The 19200-nt window shown below is 38.9% G+C and carries 17 protein-coding genes; 7 read left to right on the top strand and 10 right to left on the bottom strand.

Going from position 1 to position 19200, the window contains the following annotated elements; all coding sequences use genetic code 11:
- Positions 1-200 precede the first annotated feature (200 nt).
- From METTI_RS10310 to METTI_RS10280, 8 genes are all read right to left on the bottom strand, one after another.
- Positions 201-674: an arsenate reductase ArsC gene (locus tag METTI_RS10310; RefSeq protein WP_023845764.1), complete on the bottom strand. Its 474-nt coding sequence runs from the start codon at positions 672-674 to the stop codon at positions 201-203.
- Positions 675-743: 69 nt separating this feature from the next.
- A complete protein-coding gene (locus tag METTI_RS10305; RefSeq protein ID WP_023845763.1) occupies positions 744-1190 on the bottom strand; it encodes an arsenate reductase ArsC in 447 nt (148 codons plus the stop codon).
- Between the two features lie 134 nt (positions 1191-1324).
- A complete protein-coding gene (locus METTI_RS15825) occupies positions 1325-1474 on the bottom strand; it encodes a hypothetical protein (RefSeq protein ID WP_023845762.1) in 150 nt (49 codons plus the stop codon).
- Positions 1475-1643: 169 nt separating this feature from the next.
- A complete protein-coding gene (locus tag METTI_RS10300; RefSeq protein WP_023845761.1) occupies positions 1644-2192 on the bottom strand; it encodes a ferredoxin domain-containing protein in 549 nt (182 codons plus the stop codon).
- Positions 2193-2297: 105 nt separating this feature from the next.
- Entirely contained in the window at positions 2298-3350 is a 1053-nt protein-coding gene (locus METTI_RS10295) for a GTP-binding protein (RefSeq protein WP_048136096.1), read from the bottom strand.
- A 142-nt stretch (positions 3351-3492) separates the two neighbouring features.
- Entirely contained in the window at positions 3493-6876 is a 3384-nt protein-coding gene (locus tag METTI_RS15575; RefSeq protein WP_023845759.1) for a PAS domain S-box protein, read from the bottom strand.
- A gap of 222 nt (positions 6877-7098) precedes the next feature.
- A complete protein-coding gene (locus tag METTI_RS10285; protein ID WP_023845758.1) occupies positions 7099-7707 on the bottom strand; it encodes a hypothetical protein in 609 nt (202 codons plus the stop codon).
- Positions 7708-7768: 61 nt separating this feature from the next.
- Complete coding sequence (locus METTI_RS10280) at positions 7769-8953, bottom strand: PQQ-dependent sugar dehydrogenase (RefSeq protein WP_023845757.1); 1185 nt, start codon at positions 8951-8953, stop codon at positions 7769-7771.
- 359 nt (positions 8954-9312) lie between these two features.
- On the opposite strand from METTI_RS10280, the gene METTI_RS15210 reads away from it, so the two are divergent.
- The 5 genes from METTI_RS15210 (at position 9313) to METTI_RS10255 (ending at position 14303) form a co-directional block, all read left to right on the top strand.
- Complete coding sequence (locus METTI_RS15210; RefSeq protein ID WP_023845756.1) at positions 9313-12087, top strand: PAS domain S-box protein; 2775 nt, start codon at positions 9313-9315, stop codon at positions 12085-12087.
- A 223-nt stretch (positions 12088-12310) separates the two neighbouring features.
- Positions 12311-12649, top strand: a complete 339-nt coding sequence (locus tag METTI_RS10270; RefSeq protein ID WP_023845755.1) for a winged helix-turn-helix domain-containing protein — start codon at positions 12311-12313, stop codon at positions 12647-12649.
- Entirely contained in the window at positions 12649-12930 is a 282-nt protein-coding gene (locus tag METTI_RS10265; protein WP_023845754.1) for a carboxymuconolactone decarboxylase family protein, read from the top strand. The genes METTI_RS10270 and METTI_RS10265 overlap by 1 nt, the downstream gene beginning before the upstream one ends.
- A gap of 220 nt (positions 12931-13150) precedes the next feature.
- Complete coding sequence (locus METTI_RS15205) at positions 13151-13780, top strand: GbsR/MarR family transcriptional regulator (RefSeq protein WP_023845753.1); 630 nt, start codon at positions 13151-13153, stop codon at positions 13778-13780.
- Positions 13781-13874: 94 nt separating this feature from the next.
- A complete protein-coding gene (locus METTI_RS10255) occupies positions 13875-14303 on the top strand; it encodes a nucleoside 2-deoxyribosyltransferase (protein WP_023845752.1) in 429 nt (142 codons plus the stop codon).
- Positions 14304-14375: 72 nt separating this feature from the next.
- Here METTI_RS10255 and METTI_RS10250 read toward each other — a convergent pair whose 3' ends face one another.
- Together METTI_RS10250 and METTI_RS10245 are read right to left on the bottom strand one after the other, a co-directional pair.
- The gene (locus tag METTI_RS10250; RefSeq protein ID WP_023845751.1) at positions 14376-15011 is read right to left on the bottom strand and encodes a TIGR00296 family protein; all 636 of its coding nucleotides are present in this window, start codon (positions 15009-15011) and stop codon (positions 14376-14378) included.
- A 54-nt stretch (positions 15012-15065) separates the two neighbouring features.
- Complete coding sequence (locus METTI_RS10245; protein ID WP_245596177.1) at positions 15066-16301, bottom strand: phosphoglycerate kinase; 1236 nt, start codon at positions 16299-16301, stop codon at positions 15066-15068.
- Positions 16302-16501: 200 nt separating this feature from the next.
- On the opposite strand from METTI_RS10245, the gene METTI_RS10240 reads away from it, so the two are divergent.
- A complete protein-coding gene (locus tag METTI_RS10240; RefSeq protein WP_023845749.1) occupies positions 16502-17065 on the top strand; it encodes a flavodoxin family protein in 564 nt (187 codons plus the stop codon).
- A gap of 155 nt (positions 17066-17220) precedes the next feature.
- The gene (gene acs / locus METTI_RS10235; RefSeq protein ID WP_023845748.1) at positions 17221-19164 is read left to right on the top strand and encodes an acetate--CoA ligase; all 1944 of its coding nucleotides are present in this window, start codon (positions 17221-17223) and stop codon (positions 19162-19164) included.
- Positions 19165-19200: the final 36 nt, after the last annotated feature.

Raw genomic sequence — 19200 nt, 5'->3', positions numbered from 1 at the left:
TCTTTTGTAAGTTTAGCCCATTATCAGGATTAAATCAAACAAGATAATGTGCATTTAGATATTACTATTATACACATATGTAACAATTCTAGTTATAGTTTTTTCTATATGCAAAAAATATTATGAAAATGTGTTAGCTTGCACACTCACAATAGATAAAAAACAATACAAAAGGAAAGGAAAATAACAGCAACAAACATTCATGGCTCAAATGCCTGAATTATCCATTCTCTAATTTCATCCCTAAGCTGCCTGAAAAACTCAAGTTGTTCGGCATCTGAACCTGATGCTCCAGAAGGATCCTTAAAACTTCTATGCATCAACTTCTTAGCACGAGGTTCATCACTTCTGACATTTACAGCTGCAAGCTCCGGTGTGTTGCAAACAGGACACGCCTGTTTGGCTTTATCACAGACCGTTACAAGGACATCAAACACAATATCGTGATACTCACTCATTTTCTTTGAGCGCTGACCTGAAATATCAATATCAATTTCCCGCATCACCTTAATTGCACGAGAATCCACCACGGTAGCCTCCACACCTGCACTGTAAACTTCATAACTATCACCATAAAGAGACCTCATTAACCCTTCAGCCATCTGTGATCTTGCAGAATTGTGATAGCACACAAAAAGAATCTTGCTTTTATCCTGGTTTTCCTGATTTTCCATAATAAACCCCAGCTACCCTCAGACACTCATTGAAAACTCACCAATATAAAAATAAAAATAGATGAGGAACTATAATTTGTCAATATCTTCGACAAATTTCCCGATCCTTCCCTTAATAGCATCCCTGAGTTTGCGTGTCTGCTCCAGTTTCTCTTCTTCTGTTCCGGTGAAGGTTTCAGGATCAGGGTAAGGCCAATGAAGCTGGGTAAATGGCTTTGGGAAAAGCGGACATTCTTCCTCATGTGCCCTGTCACAAACGGTTATAACATACTGATACAGTCTTCCTTCCTTGAAGCAGTCCCATGCAGATTGAGGTGTTTTTGTACTCAGGTCTAAACCTTCCTCTTTCATTACTTCCAGAACCAGAGGATTTACTGGTTCTGGTTTATAGCCTGCACTTTCAACTTCAAACCTTTCACCACCTATCTTTTTCAGATAAGCTTCAGCGATTTGACTTCTGCCACTGTTGCGGATGCATATAAAAAGAACTTTAATTTTGTTATCATCTGACACCATATGATAGATTTGTCAGCAATCAGTAATATAAAGTTAATCTATATAGATTATAGAGAATAATATTTAAAAGGCACATACATTCCATAATACATAGGCATTAAAGAAGAAAAAGCGTATTGCAAAGAGATTAAAATTCAAAGTAACTGATTTTTTGCAGCCTGAAGTCTATTACCGGTCCATCGGATGATTTTTAAGAAATATTTTTTTAAAAACACATAAATCCGATATCCAATAAACAAATCCAGAACAAATGCAGCAGCAAGTATCAATTCTAAATTATCCATAATTAAGCCTCATATCGTTGTCCATTTCAATATAGACTCCATTAATATATAATTATATTGAGCTGAAATATATAGTCAAAAACAAAACAAAAAAAATGAAAGAAAAGAAAGGAAAATAACAAAAATAACAAATTATATACAACTACTTTTTAGATTGCCTATCTTCCGACTATCTTGATGTTTTTCTGTCAAAAAATATGTTCTTGCCTTTAACACTTAATGGAATTCCCATTGCAACATCTGCGTCCACCATGCCTGAATAACATGCAGTTGCTCCGGCAGAGTAGAGAATCCTGTTGTCAATGCACAGGTCTTTTGCCTTGGAAGCAGCAGAACCCACTGCAATTCCCAGATCCATATATTTAATCATACAATGCGGACCGGTAAATTCCACCTTCACCTTCTTGTGCATAACCATGTCAGCACAGGTCTCATATCCACATGCACCACAGTTAAGTGAACTTACACCTGAAGACTTCAGACCTATTATCAACAGACAATCAGCATCCCTTACATTCTGAGCATCACGAATAAGGAATTTCAGACCTTTGGTCTCACTGAGCTCGTCCATCTTGTCAGCAAGTTCCATTCTGTCATCATCATTGAACAAATAAGTTACAATATCATCGATACCCTTACCTTTTGGTGCTGTTCTTGCAGCCACAAGGATAGTATTTGCAAGCGTTTCAAGTACTTCGAGTTCGGGATTCTGCTTCATAAAAGAAAAAATGCTTCAATAGTATTTAGAGATTCACATAAAACAGAAAAGGACAGGAACGATTCCCGTCCAAAAATACAAAAACAAAAATTCAAAATTAAAAAATTATAGATCAAGACTTACGAAATTAGGTTCATTATGGACATGGGAATGGGTCTTTTCAAACTCCACATTTTCCATTTCCAGATTCATCTGGATGCATTTGTCTACAATCTCAACAAGATCCTCTTTCTCTACTTTAGTAACAGCACTTAGGAACTTGAGATGTTCTTCTCCATCGCCTTTCTCATCGAGAATCTCAACCACGGGTTCACCATCTGATGATGTGAGGCTGCCCTTGACAAGACCTGAAGATGCTTTGAAACTAATCTTAATGTGACCCACAAAATCAGGATTAATCTCCTTAACTTTGTCCTTGATATTCACAAGCGTATGGACCAGCATGTTTGTTATTTGATCCACATCTTTGCCATTGGAAGTAATGGAATACTCACCTGCATAGGATCCAACACCTGAGACTTCCATGGAATTCATATCCTCACGTTCCTGGTGTAACTCGCTTTCACCGGTCAAAAGGTCCATGAATCTCTCAAACTTCTCATCGGCATTCTTTGCAGAGAATTCCACAACAATTGCATCAGGATTTATCTCCAGTGCCGCCTGTGTTGAGGATGCAATTGTTTCCCTGTCAACAAGATCTATCTTATTGATACAGACAATTTCTGATTCCTTTATCTGATTCTCAATAAACTTTGGAATCTGATTCCACTCCGCCCCAAATCTGCTGGCATCAATAATAGTTACAACAGGAGCAAAAGAAATTTCACCAAGATCCATAAGCTCAATATGTTCTTTTATCTGGAGAGGGAATGCAATTCCGGTAGGTTCAATGATAACAACATCAGGATTATAATCCTCTATAAGGGAATCCAGAGTAAACTCCATACTGACCTTGAGTGAACAGCATATGCAACCACTTGTAAGTTCCTTTGTCACAAGACCACTGCTTGAAATAGTTTCTCCGTCCACTCCAACTTCACCGACCTCATTGACAATTATAGCTATCTTGTGACCTTTGTCAATGAGATGTTTACCAAGATTCCTTAAAGTAGTTGTTTTACCGCTTCCCAGAAAACCGCCTATAATTATGACTTTCATTATTTCACCGTGGATTAAATACCTTATATCCATTATTCTTGTCTGCAACTAGTGTGGGTCCAAAAGCAAATATATCCATTAATCAGGCTACTAAACTAAAAGCTTTTTGAAAAATCACTTATGATTCAGGAGTTGAGATATTTTATTGGTCCATAGGAAGACGGACATGAACAGTTGTCCCTTTACCCTCTTCACTGTTAACGTAAATATCGCCTTTATGATCCTCAACTATCTTTTTACAGATATACAGACCAAGACCTGTTCCACCGTACCTTCTTTTCACAGAAGAATCGACCTGATAGAAACGCTGGAAAAGCATTGGAATCTTGTCTTCAGGAATTCCGATACCCGTGTCCTCTACATCAAGATACATCGAGCCTTCGGAAACATGTGCCGAAACTGTAACCTTTCCACCATCAGGAGTAAACTTAACAGCATTGTCTATAAGATTGACAAAAACATCCATCATCTTGTCACGATCAAGATCAAGCTGCGGAATATCAGATGGAATATCAGTTATTAATTCTATGTTCTTGCTTGCAGCCTGAAGTGCAAGATCCTGAACCGCATGTTCAAGTATATCCTTTATATCAAGCTTTTCAAATGAATAATTAAGCTTACCGGATTGTGCACGACTGAGATACAACAGAGAGTCTACAAGTCTGCGAAGCCTTTCAGAGTTTCTGAGAACTGTTTCAACAGCCTTTTGCTGCTGCTCATTCACTTCACCCAGTGTTCCGTCTGAAATGAGCTGGCTATATCCCTGAATTGAAGTAAGAGGAGTCTTAAACTCGTGGCTGACATTTGAGAGGAAATCATCCTTCATCCTGTCAAGTGATTTCAATTCCTCGTTAGCCTGTGAAAGTTCTTCGTTGGTCTTTGATAGCTCCTCATTGACCTTAGAAAGTTCATCAGCATACTCACGCAAAGTATCTTCGGATTTCTGGCGCTGGATAAGTTTCCACATGCCTTCCATGAACAATGTAAGTTGCCTTACATCGGTTTTATCGTAATCCTCATCCTTGTTGCCAACACCTGCAACACCAACAATTTTCTTCCCGTCAAAGATTGGAATACTCATGTAGCGTCTGAGTCTGATGTGACCTTCAGGATAACCATGTTTCAACGGATTCGGAGCATCGAAATCATTAACAATTACAGCTTTCTTCTGCCTGATAGGTTCTCCCCAGAGACCTGTTTCCTCAATTGCGTACTCAAGCTTCTTTCCCTTAACCTTGCATCTTTCCATAATGCTCTGTGACCATGAATAGATGGTAAGCCTTGTACCGGCATCATTTAAGAAAGCAAGATAACCAATCTTACTCTGGGTCAGCCTTACGGCTTCTTCCTGTACAAAGTCTGAAACGCCACTTAGAGAGAGATCTGTAACGTGACTTATCTTGAGTAATGCTTCCAGACGTGATTCATCCAGGCGCAAAGCCTCTTCTGCTTTTTTACGAATCGAAACATCACCATAGATTCCAATGCCACCAAGCAGAGTTCCATCGTCTGCAAGATTTGGGCTAAAGTCAGCTTTGAGATAAAGATCTTTGCCGCTAATAACAGTATGATATTTACCTTCAAAATGACCGGTATTTCTTGAAAGGACATCTGAAACTGCTTTTATCATGTCCTCATCCCGTGTCTGGGTGACCATGTTAAAACCAATCACTTTGTCCTTGTTTTCAACTCCTATTATCTGGAGGAACTTTTCGTTACAGTGAGTTACTATACCTTCTGCATTGAAATGGAAAATTCCTACCGGAGAGTTCTCAAAGATAAGCCGGTATTTCTTTTCAGCTTCCAGTACAGCATCTTCCGCTCTCTTTTTCTCGGAGATGTCTTCAAATACTCCAATGCCACCAAGGAAACTGCCATCTTCTGCAACGTTTGGACTGTAATATGCTTTGATATAGATTGTAATATCTGTGGAAACTGTGTGATATTCTCCTTCAAAAAAACCCTGTTTTCGGGAAAGAGCATCATCCACTGCCTGCTTCATGTTTTTATCTACAATTGATGCACCAAGATCAAAACCAATAATATCCTCTTTACTTTCCAGTTCCATTATGTCCAGGAATTTTTCATTACAGTGAGTGATAATCCCTTTTTCATCGAAGTGGAAAATTCCAAGAGGAGAGTTCTCAAAAATAAGACGATATTTTTTCTCAGCATCCAGAGCAGTTTCTTCTGCCTTTTTCCTTTCCGTGATATCAATGATAATACCCTGATAGTAGGCAGGATTCCCTTTTTTATCCCTGATAAGGTGAGACCTTTCAGTGACCCAGCGTATCTTGCCGGATTTTGTCATGAGGCGATATTCTTTTGAGAAAAACATCTTACCCTGGATTTCAAGCTCTGACACATCGCTGCGTACATAATCCAGATCATCGGGATGGATTATATCACCGTAATTCATTTTACCGGAAGTCAGATCAAAAGGAGTATAACCGAACTGCGAAATGTTCTCTGAAACAAAAGCAATTGGCCAGTCGTCCTCTGCACTCCAGAGGAATGCTACAACAGGACTTTTTCTGTAGATGTCTTCCAGTTTTTCTATGGATTTGAACTTATCACGTAGTGTTTCATGGTCGATGGTCTGCTCTACAAGTTTGCCGATAGTACCTATCATACCGCTGTAATTTCCCTCGTCATCCGTAAGGGGAAGCAGGAAACCACTATGATAAATGAACTGACCGTCCGGTTTTACAAATGGAAAAACGTTATAACTTCTTGATTGCAGGTCTTCTTTCACTGCCTGAAAAACATCTGCAAATCCAGGGTCTTCACCCTCAATACTTTGTGGAACAAAACTTGTCAGTTTTTTTCCGCATACGTCACTTTTTGAAAGGCCGGATATGGATTCCATGCCCTTATTGAAAAAGACTATTTTGTCATTTTCATCAACTGCCCAGAAACCGGTCCAGACATTTTCAAGAATCTCATCCCTGAAATACTGACTTCTGCTAACCGTCTTACATGATGAGGAACTTTGAAGCAGTGTCCACCTGCCATTTTTCTCAATGATTGTTCCGTCATGCATGCTGATAAGCTCTATCATTTCCATTCTTGAACGTGCTTCAAGGAGAAATGCAAAAAGACCTGTTATCTTCTTTGTCCTGATAAGTTCCATGGCCTGTTTTTCATATTCCACAAAGCTGTTCCAGGATTCACCATCTACAATCGTAAATTTATCAACAATACGCAGGCCGTTGTAGCCTTCAGCCATTGCAATGTTGTACATCTCCTGCCATTTCAGAAGATCCATATCAGAAACAGAGCCTTTTCCGGCAATATAGCATTCATTACATTCCGAAAATATCAACTGCCCGTTCTCAACATACTTGTCAACATCAAGTCCTGCATCCCTTAACAGGTCTTTCACATAATCAACGTCAAGCTGTCCTGCTACTCCCCAGAGGCAGCACTCATTATTCTTTAGTCCCGCATCAAAAAAGGAAGCAACGACATCCACAAGTTGATCTGTTGTATCATAGAGCAGGGAGTATGAATTACCCTGTGTCAAATCCTCTGCAAAATTAATGTCTGACTGGATACTCTGTATGGTAATAATATAGCCCCACTGATATGAATAATATGAATGTAAAATGAAATTTCGTTATGGAAAAGCCATTTACTCACTATTACTGTATCAAACTCTTATATTAAAGTAGTTGCTTTTTTTAGCCTGCATAGTGTATCCAAAACAAAGTTACTTTTCGAAGAAGAAAGAAAAAAATTTCACCTTTTAGAGTTTAGACCATTCCTCTTCCTTATATCGGATAAATTCTTCAAAATCCTTTGCGTATTTGATTGTGCCTGAGTGGGATTTAATTTTTTCAACTTTAAGATATAATAAATAGAACAGAAAATATATTACCGGCCCTAAAGTAACCCCAGCAAGCAAACCAGTTGCATAACGGCTCAAAAAACGATTCTCAGGATATATGTTATGATAACCATAAATTACAGTAGCAACAAGACCAATTGCCAAAAATATAACAGTTATTACATGTATAGCTTTAATTCTGGAATCAACATTCCATTGTATTTTATTATTTAACACATCATCTTCAATTTTAATTTGGATAGAATCAAACTTTAACTCATTTTCTTTTTTACAGAGTTTAGAGACTATAACCGAAATACGTGTAATTTCAATCGTGTTTCCAATCAAATTCAATGGATTATAATCTTCATAATTGATATCATCGTCTGATTCCTTAATAAGTAGTATTTCCCTGTGACCCATTTTCCTGTAAAATTCACATATAGCATACAATATTTTTTCTTTAGGAATTTTAGTTGTGAGTTCTAAAATTGGATTTTCCAGTTTTTCTAAAAATGTTTTTTCCATCTGACCACTTTTTACAGAATAATACTAGAATTCAATATTAATACTAACAGATAGGTATAAATTACTTTTGAATAAAAGATATCCTGTATATCTTCCCCGCATTATCATCGCTGACAAAAAGCGAACCGTCATCTGCAACAATCACATCAACTGGTCTGCCGCTTATTGTTGCAGCTTTAAGCCAGCCGCTTGCAAAATCATTGACCTCCAGAGTATCCATATCAATATTGACTATTTTATATCCGGTAGGTTCCTGACGGTTCCATGAACCGTGATAACATACGAAAAGGTCACCCTGATACTTTTCAGGGAACATGTCACCATCGTAGAATGTAAGGCCAAGCGGCGCTGAATGAGCCTGAAGGTCAACTAAACTGGGAATCCTGCCACTGTCATTGCAGGGATTTCCGGTGTATTCACTATTGTTAAAATCAGTGTCAAATATATTCTTACCATAACAGTCCGGCCAGCCATAATTTCCGCCTTCAACTATCATGTTGATCTCATCAGGAGGAGTGTTATCTCCTAGCCAGTCTCTTCCGTTCTCGGTTGCATACAACTCTCCCGTAAGCGGGTGGAATGCCAGACCTACAGAATTGCGAAGTCCGCTTGCATATACAGTAAGGTTGCTTCCGTCAAGATTACTCTTAGAGATAGCTGCTCTCATTTCATTGGATTCATCACAGACATTACATGAAGAGCCCATGCTCAGGTAAAGTTCACCTTCATGGACCTTCACGGTTCTGGTATAATGACCACCTGTCGGAAGATTATTAATCAATACTTCAATGGTGCCAGCATCAGCTACAAGGTCACCATCATCATCCCTTACGCGAATGACCCTGCTTTCCTCTGCTATGTAATACCATCCATCGTAGTAATCAATGCCATGAGGATAATCAAGATCCTGAATGAAAATCCGGAGTTCATCAGCAACATTATCGTCATTCCTGTCCGGCAGAATAGCTATTATGCCCTTGTTTGGAATTGATACAAAAAGCAGACCATCTTTTATCATCATCATACGGGGGCCGGGCGATGGACCACCGAAAGAAAGCAGAGTGCTGCCCAGATCATCCGCATAGACATCGATAACAAACCCTTCAGGTAAAGTGATTCCTGCCACTCCGGAACCTGTAACTGTCGGACGAACGCCCATATAATTGGCAGATAATACAAGTATAATGATAATTGCCAGAAATACAAAAGATATCCACCATATTTTCTTCTCAGACTTGATTTCCACTGGTAAACCCCTGTTTAAATTTGGAATGCAGGAAATAAAAGGTTTATCCAGTCACATGGGTTCTGATATTATAATACAAATTAATCCAATACAAATTGAACCATATATGTGCAATATATACTAACTAAATATGCCAACAGAGTTATATACGTATTAATTTCAAATATTAAATCAAGAGGTATTGGTACATAATTTTCATTATACACAGTAAAGAATATATTGCCCACAAGAACTGTTCATATGGAACACACATATAATTGCTTTATGAGATCGTTCTTCTTTCAATAATTAAATCAAAAAACTGTGAATTAATAGTAAAATTAGGTTTGGAATCACGTTAATTTCATAGAGTGGTAAATATGGATGAAACGGATAAAACGAATGAAACTGCTGGGTTTCAGGAGAATATAAAAGATGAAAACTGCAGTCTATCTGAAAGTGAAAAAAGGCTTAAAAGCATATTCAAAGCTGCCCCTATTGGAATCGGAGTTGTATCAGATAGGATTCTTACCGAAGTAAATTCACGAATATGTGAAATGACCGGTTATACTAATGAAGAACTTATAGGTTCCAGTGCCAGAATACTATATCCAACTGATGCTGATTATGAATACGTTGGTACTGAGAAGTATCGCCAGATATCTGAAAATGGCACGGGAACGGTTGAAACAAAATGGCTGAAAAAAGATGGAACCATTATTGATGTATTACTGTCCTCTACTCCAATTGATATTAACGATCTGAAACTTGGAGTTACATTCACAGCTCTTGATATCTCTGAACGAAAAAAGACTGAAACAACGTTAAAGGAGAGTGAGGAAAAATTCAGGACACTTGTCTCCGGGATGCAACAGGGACTTGCAGTTCATGAAATTATTACCAACGATGATGGAAAAGTTACAGACTATCGTTTTCTTGACGCAAATGACAGTTTTGAAAGAATTACCGGCCTTAAAAAGGAAGAGATAATCGGCAGAACAGTGCTTGAAGTGCTTCCTGAAACTGAACATTACTGGATAGAGCAATACGGACAGGTGGCACTTACAGGTGAACCACTATTCTATGAAAATTATTCCCGGGAACTTGGCAGATACTACGAAGTGGTAGCGTACAGACCCCGCCATAATCAGTTTGCAACAATAATAACAGATGTGACTGATAGAAAAAAAGCAGAGGAAATACATAAACTGCAGGGTGAAAGGGATAAAGCGATAATTGCTACGCTGCCGGATATGCTATTTGTTGTCGATAGAGAAGGATATTGCACGGAAGCCCATTTAGGAGAGAACGCAAAAACCTCAATTCCCATTGAAAATCTGATTGGCTCTAACATAAAAGAAGTGTTCCCTGCCGAAGAAGCAAGAAGATACATAGAGATATGCAACAAATGTATAGATTCCGGAAAACTGCATACTGTTGAGTATTATCTAAAAATTGACGGGAAAAAATCATATTTTGAAGCAAGGCTTAGTCCGATTTACAATAACCAGGTGCTTGCAATAATCCGTGATATTACTGAAAGCAAGAATTTCAGGGATACTTTAACAACCATTGCTGAAACAGGATTTGAGTATGGGGATGACATACTCCGCGTTCTTGTACGTCAGCTTGCTATTTCTCAGGACATAAGCACCGCTTTTCTGGCAGAATACTGTACAGAAGAAGGAGACAGTGAAAAAGGATGTACAGTGGCAGTCTGGAGTCATGGAAAATATAAAGAAGAGTTTGATTTTAAAATAGAAGGAACATTATGCGAAAATGTAATATTGAACGGGGAATGGCTCTGGCCTTCTAAAGTACAGCAACTTTATCCAGATAGTAAGGTACTTAGAGATTTGAAAGCCGAGAGTTATTGGGGAATTTCCCTTAAAAATGATTCTGGAGAAACTATTGGAATACTTGCAATAATTGATGACAAGCCAATGGAACGCTCTGAACACTTATACTCCATACTGAGTAGTTTTGCTTCTCGTGCTGCTGCCGAAATGGAAAGAAGAAAAGCAGAGGAAATGCTTGTTTCTGCAACCCACAGATTGTTCCTGGCAACCAAAAGTGCCAATATGGGAATATGGGAATGGGATTTCAAAACTAATATCCTTATATGGGATAAAAAAATGCATGAAATATATGGAACCGAACCTATAGAATTTACAGGAGAGTTTGAATTCTGGAAGGAAAAAGTTCACCCGGATGACATTGAAAATGCACTGAAAGAAATTGATGATGCGGTTTCCGGGATAAAGGAATTCAAAACCGAATTCCGTATTATCACTCCCAACAATGAAACCCGGTTCATTGAAGCACATGGGATGGTTGAGCGTGATCTGCACGGAACACCATTAAAATTAATTGGGGCTAACTGGGACATTACTGACAGAAAAATTGTAGAAGAGGCTTTGATCTATTCCAGGATAATATCTGAGGATACTAACCGTATAAAAAGCGAGTTCATGAATAATGTGTCACATGAGCTAAGAACACCACTGACATCGGTCATCGGTTTTTCAGATGTACTTTTGCAAGAGGATTATGAAGGACTTAGCAAAGAGCAAAAAAAGTATGTTGAATACATCAACAGCAGTGGAAAAAATCTACTTGACATAATCAATAAAATAATTGATTTTTCCAGATATGAAATAAATGATCCGGAAAATCTGAATATTAAAAAAATAACACTGGACTCATTTATTAGTGAAATAATGATGCTGATCTCAAAAAAAGCAGCAGACAAGAGTATTGGTCTTTCATTCAAAAGAAAGGAATCTGTTGGTACATTCTACGCAGATGAACATAAACTTACCCAGATAATACATAACCTCCTTGAAAATGCTGTAAAATTCACAAATCCGGGTGGATCTATTACTGTAGAAACTTCAGCATACGGAGGTATGTTGAGAATATCGGTAATTGACACGGGAATTGGGATAGATAAAGATGATATGAACGAGATTTTCAAACCGTTCCTCCAGTTAGATGGTTCCATTGCCCGTAAATATAATGGAACTGGAATTGGGCTTGCACTTTGCAAAAAGTTAGTAGAGCTCCACGATGGAAACATGTGGGTGGCAAGTGAACCTGGAAATGGCAGCAATTTTACTTTTGAAATTCCAGTAGACCCGTATTTAGACGCTTAAACCTACAAAATATATGCAAAATTAGTGACTGAACTGATACTCTGTATAGCTATTATTAATGATTTAAGTCTGTTATCAATTTGAACCCGGGAATTAAACCTTTTTGTACTCATATCGAAGGACACGATCAAACCCATAATATTAAATAAATTAAAGTTTTATTACTTTCTGTAATTACTGAAAGTTCAGTATATTAGTAATTAGAATATCAATTGGTGGTCAAATGAGTGGAAAGGACAGCTCAACAAAAAAACAGGAATGGCTCAACAAACTGGAAAAGGAAGGAAGACTGAAAGCAAATCCTACTGAAGATCATAAGATAGGACTTCAGACAATGCAAAACCCGATGCGCCGTAAGATCCTCAAAATGCTGAATAATAGTTCACTCAGCATCGGGGATATTGGTGATAGTCTGAACCTCAATAGCTCTATGGCGAAGTTTCATGTTGAAATGCTGGAAAATGCACTTTACGTAGACAGGGTTGAGAACAGTGAGCCACTCATGTATCAGATATCTCCCAGAGGAGAAGCTTTTCTTGATAATGTAGAGGAGACGAAATAATGAATAATCAGGAAAAAATTGATGAAATAGATAGGAAAATAGGCTTTTCTGCCATGAAAAAAGCTATTATGGAAGATGGAGCAATAGATAGCAGAACAAAGAAGCTCATTTTAATTGCAAGCGCTGTTGCTGTTGGTTGCGATGTATGCTTTTCAGCTAATTCAAAACGGGCAAAAGATGCCGGAATTTCTGACGATGAAATAAATGAAGCAATTATGGTAGCTTCACTGATAAGAATGAGCTCAGGGCTTAACTATGCCTGGAAAACGATTGATGAATGAAAAGTAGCTTAACTTTTAGGGGCTAGTAGAAAGGAAACAAGAAATAAATCCTATAGCTCAATATAGTTTTAATTATTCCAATACTGATATTTGCAGGAGAACTGGTTAGACAATTCCCTGTAGTTTTTCATAGAAAACATTATAGGCATGGAATCCATGACTAAAATATCATATTTTTCAATTTTTAATAATCCGGCGATTTTGATATTGAGGCAGTTCCATGGATGACAATGAAAAAAAAACAGCAAAGATAACACCTCTTCGACCTGGTGATGAAAGAGGGAGCAATACGAGAGAAAGATGTTCTTTGCTTTATCCTAATACGAAAAGAGAAACCAGAGATATATCCTGGATACCTTCAGATCAGGAAAGCCCTAAGCAGGAATTTACAGAACTCATAACACAGAACTTAAAGTCCGAAGGTTTTGATGAAATATCCTCCAGGATTATCGGAGTGCTTTTCATAGAGCCTGAAGAAATGTCACTCGAAGAGATTTCCATTGAAACTGGATATAGTTTGTCTGCCGTCAGCACCGCTATGAAGAACCTATCACAGTTTCATATTGTAAAAAGATTCAAAAAACCAGGTTCAAAAAAAGCTTTCTTTTTCATTAACAAAAATCTTGCAGCTATCGGTGCACAGGCACTGAGAATAAAATACGATAACGTGATTCTCCCGTCAAAAAAGATGCTACCGGGTATTATCGAAAAATACGAACATGTTGGTTCAGATAAAAATGCAAGTGAACTGGAAATAATTACTCGTTATTACAGGCAGATACTGAAACTGGAATCAATTGTCAGAAACTTCCTTGATGAAATGGAAAACATCAATATCGAAGAAGAGTAAATTACCGGATTATTATTTTCACCCTGCTTACAACACTATTATTAAGCAGTTGGTCAATTATACATTTCTCTAAATTAAATGGACGGAATAATTAATGGATGGAAAAAAACAGATATACTTAGCAGGGCCACTTTTTTCACAGGCAGAGAGGGATTTTAACGTACTGCTCAGGGACAGGCTGGTTGAGATGGGATTCTCTGTTTTCCTGCCACAGGAGGATGGCAACGATACTGAGTCAAGCCGTATGGAGGACAGGCAGAAAAATATCTTTGACAACGATGTGAGTGGAATTGATAACTCAGACATTGTCCTGGCAGTGCTTGACGGTGGCAGTGATGTGGATTCCGGAACAGCATGGGAAATGGGTTATGCCTATGCAAAAGGAATTCCGGTGCTTGGACTTAAAACAGACTTCAGGACATTTGGAGATGAAGGTATCGTAAACCTCATGATGGAAATGGCAGTGGAAGCACTTGAAAGGGATGTCGATTCCATTCTCAAAGTGCTTGAAAGCTATCTTTAAAGCAAAAAAACAAAAATAAGATTTTAAAAAACTAAATTACAAAAAAATTTAATAATCATGCCAGGTACTTGATTATTTACCTGAGCATGACCCTTCTTTAAAATCTTTTTCTATGACTTCGCCACGTGGTTCGGATTCTGTAAATATCTGGCCTTCAAAGGCATAAACTTCAGCACCTGTAACCCATGCATCATGAGGCAAACCAGCTTTTATGCATGTGTGGTTCAAAAACTCAATCTCATCAAAATCATTATCAGGAGCAACCTGAGGTAATAACAAACCCTGCCTGTAACCACTTTTTACAATAAGTCCATGCCTTCCAATCTTAATAGATGATGGCAGGTCTTTTGCTGGAACATCAACAAGTTCTGGTTTTGTGAGTATTGTCACTTCCACTGTGATGTCATCTAATTCTTCTTTTTTCACCGGAGGAAACCTTGGATCACGAAGTGCCGCTGAAAGAGCGGAATCTGTAATTGCATGCCTTAATGAGGAATCGGCATAAGGGTGACCAATACAACCACGCAGGTCGTGACCTTTGGTAAGAGTTACAAAAACTCCCCGTATTTCGTTAAATATATCAGGGAGCTGGATCTCAGAACCATCCATCATCTCACCTGTTCTCAAATACAATTCAATGGCATCCCTGGCAAGTTGCACAGCAGCCTGACCTTCGGTACCTGAAAGTAATTTTACCCCTTCACTCATAAGTAACACTCCTTTTTTTGCTGACTATTAATCATCAGCAAATAAATTTAGTTCTTATCTATTAAGTCTGTATCGAGTGGCTGCAGTCTTAAGAGCTTCAATTCCAGGAAGCTTTGCTCCTGCAAGGTAATCAATACATGCACCGCCACCTGTACTGAGGTGAGAGAATTTCTCATCATAGCCGAGGTTTCTCACTTCTGCGGAAATATGACCGCCTCCTGCGATAGAATATTCAGACTGCACAGCAGCCTTGATAATCTCATGGGTGCCAAGTGCAAATGGCTCAACTTCTGAAAGACCGGCAGGACCATTAAGCACTACAGTCTTTGCAGCTTTAATTTCATCAGCAAAAGAAACAATGGTCTCAAGACCAATATCGTTTATCGGAAGGTTTCCGTCAGGCAATTCACTCACGTGAGCTTCAACCCTTTTTCCACCATCATTAAATGCAACATCAACAGGAATTCCTATCTTACCTTCAAATTTCGCAAGAACCTCTTTTCCTCTTGTTATCTGGTCGGTGTAACCCTGCGATTTTATAAAATCAAGATTGGTAGAACCAATGTCCACACCTGATGCCGCAAGCATAACATTTGCAACAACACCGGTGACAAGCACTCTGTCAGCACCGCCATTACTCAGGACATTCTCAGCAACTGTCAGGGAATCGTCAACCTTTGCACCGCCAAGTACAAAGATACATGGACTTTCACCACTTTTTACGCCCCTGTCAAGTGATGTTATCTCTTTCTCCATAACGCGACCTGCACCTGTTGGAAGTACTTCAGTAAAGCCCATAATGGAAAGATGGCTTCTGTGAGATACAGCAAATGCATCGTTGAGGAATATATCAATCAAAGGAGAGAGTTTTCTTACCATATGCGTATCTGAGTGTTCACCTGCAGGTCTGCTTATACTTTCTTCTGAGTAGAACCTGACATTCTCAAGTAACATCACATCACCATTTTCCATGGATGAGATAGAAGAACGTGCATGTGTCCCGAAGATATCATCCACATATTTTACCTCTTTTCTGAGGAAATGTGACATGCGCTGGGCGTGTGGTTTCATGGTAGTAAAATCTTTTTTACCTGCGCGGCTCTGGTGAGCCATGAGTACGACCTTTGCATCTGCAAGATCCTTTATAGTAGGAATATGGCTTCTGATTCTCATATCATCGAGAATGTTACCTTCCGTATCCATAGGAGTATTCAGATCCACTCTCACAAGTATGGTCTTGCCGTCCACATCAAAATCATCAATAGTAAGATAGTCCCTGCTAGTCAAAATTCCATCACCGCTTCTTATAACCTGAATGACCAATGATCAATATATATAGAGTAAATAAGTTCACGTAAGTATATAAATGACATATATTGTCTAATTTTTTGTCATAATGAACTAATCTTATTATATCTTTTCCATTAAGGAAAAAAGAAAGGCAGCCAAAAACTAATATTGATTGCCTTCTATTGCAAAGTGGTGATCATATGAAGATACTCGGAATATCAGGAAGCCCTAAAGTTGGCCAGAATAATGATACATTAATCAAAGATATGTTGAAAATCGCATCGGAAAGAGGTTTTGAAACTGATGCAGTTTTCCTTTCTGAATCAAAAGTTGCTCCATGTACTGCATGCGGAGTTTGCGCAAAGGGAGAAAGATGCGTAATAGACGATGACATGCAGCCAGTCTATGACAAGCTTGTAGAAGCAGACGCAATTGTGGTTTCATCTCCTGTCTACTTCGGAACAATGACAGCACAGCTTAAAGCACTCTGTGACAGAAGCGTTGTCCACAGAAGACAGGGATTCAAGCTCAGCAATAAACTCGGTGCTGCAATGGCAATCGGTGGTTCAAGAAACGGCGGCCAGGAAAAAACAATCCAGACTATTCATGAGTGGATGCACATCCATGGAATGATAGTTGTAGGTGATGGTGGACACTTCGGTGGAATTCTCCAGAAACCTGCTGCAGAAGATGAAGAAGGCATGAAAACAGCAGTTGACACCATCAACAAAGTCTGTGATGTTCTTGAAATGATGAAGAAATGAAATATTTTCTTCACATCTTTATTCTTTTCTCGCTTATTCTTTGTTCAACTTTTTTGACTTTTTTTACAAAAGCCCATGACAAACCATATAAACAAATTAAGACAATTTAATAACAGGGACAAATGTAGGGACATATTGTCCATGTGGGTGTTACCATGGGAGAAAAATCAGACAAATCTCAAGAAAGCGAAGCTCTGTTTAAGGCACCGAAGGATTTTGCTGCAAATGCAAATGCCAATGATCCTGATATTTACAAAATAGCTGAACAAGACCCGGAAAAGTTCTGGGAAATGAATGCAGAGAACATTGAATGGTATAACAAATGGGAAAAAGTCCTGGAATGGAAACCTCCACATTCAAAGTGGTTCGTTGGTGGAAAACTTAATGCATGTTACAATTGTCTTGATGTGAATCTCAAAGAGCATGCCAATAAGAATGCACTTATCTGGGAATCCGAGAGTGGAGAAATTCGCAAATATACCTACAGTGAACTGCTTGAAGAAGTCTGTAAATTTGCAAATGTTCTCAAAGACCTTGGAGTTAAAAAAGGAGATATTGTCACGATATACCTCCCAATGATACCTCAGGTTATTATTTCCATGCTTGCATGTGCACGTATAGGAGCTCCACATAGTGTTGTTTTTGCAGCATTCTCAGGGGAATCACTTGCAACGAGAATCGAAAACGCAAATAGTCGGATACTTGTTACCTGTGACGGTTACTCACGACGTGGAAAAGTCGTCGAACAGAAAAACAAGGTCGATGATGGAATCCGTTCCAGTGAAATTGTGGACAAAGTTGTCGTTGTCAAACACCAGCAAAACGATGTCCGGATGAAAGATGGAAGAGACATCTGGTGGCATGAAATAATGGAAGGAGCAGGCACTTCATGTGAACCCGAGGTAATGGATTCAGAAGATATGCTCTTTTTGATGTATACCAGCGGTACAACCGGAAAACCAAAGGGAATCGTCCACACCACAGGCGGATATATGGTTGCAACCCAGACAACCAGCAAATTCATCTTTGATCTGAAAGAAGACGATATCTACTGGTGTACTGCGGATTGTGGATGGATAACAGGACATTCATACATTGTCTACGGACCACTGGCCAATGGTACCACCCTTGTAACCTACGAAGGTGCACCGGATTATCCAGACAAAGACAGGTACTGGGACATAATTGAAAGACATAAAGTTACAATACTCTACACTGCACCAACAGCCATCAGGACCTTCATGAAATGGGGACCATCCTGGCCCCAGATGCACGATATATCAACACTCAGGCTTATTGGTTCTGTAGGTGAACCTATAAACCCGGGTGCATGGTTGTGGTATCATGAGAATATCGGACTTGGAAAATGTCCGGTTGTCGATACCTGGTGGCAGACTGAGACCGGGATGATAATGATATCCGCACTTCCGGGAATAACAACTACAAAACCAGGAAGTGCCACAATGGCATTCCCCGGAATTAAAGCCGCAGTTCTGGATGACAAGGGGAACGAAGTTGCACCTGGTGAGAATGGTTATCTTGCAATCCTTAATCCATGGCCAAGCATGGTCCGCACGGTTTTTGGAAATGAAGAGCGTTTCATAGAAACCTACTGGAGCAAATGGGACAATAAAACCTATTTTGCAGGTGATGGTGCAAAAAGAGACGACGATGGTTACTTCTGGATTATTGGCCGTGTTGATGATGTCATCAAAGTTTCAGGACACCGCATCGGAAGTGCAGAATTTGAAAGTATTATGGTTTCTCATCCGTCTGTTGCCGAGGCAGGAGTTGTCGGTAAAGAAGATGAACTCAGAGGTGAGATTATTTACTGCTACGTGACTCTCAGAACCGGTGTAGAAGAGAGTGAAGACATCAAAAAGGAACTCAGAACCTATGTTGAAAGAAACATTGGCCCTTTTGCCCGGCCAAAACAGATAATCTTTGCAGATGACCTGCCAAAAACAAGAAGTGGTAAGATTATGAGGAGAGTTCTCAAAGCAATTGCAAACGAAAAAGATCCTGGTGACCTTACAACTCTGCAGGATCCTGATGTAGTTCAGGCACTAAAGGAAAAAACAATGAAACTGGAAAATTAAATAAAATTGGATCTCCTCAAGATTGAGTGGGTAATT

It is taken from the genome of Methanolobus tindarius DSM 2278 (assembly GCF_000504205.1).
Lineage (GTDB): Archaea > Halobacteriota > Methanosarcinia > Methanosarcinales > Methanosarcinaceae > Methanolobus > Methanolobus tindarius.
The sequence above is the reverse complement of the archived record's forward strand: the minus strand, read 5'-3'. Positions and strand labels throughout refer to the sequence as shown.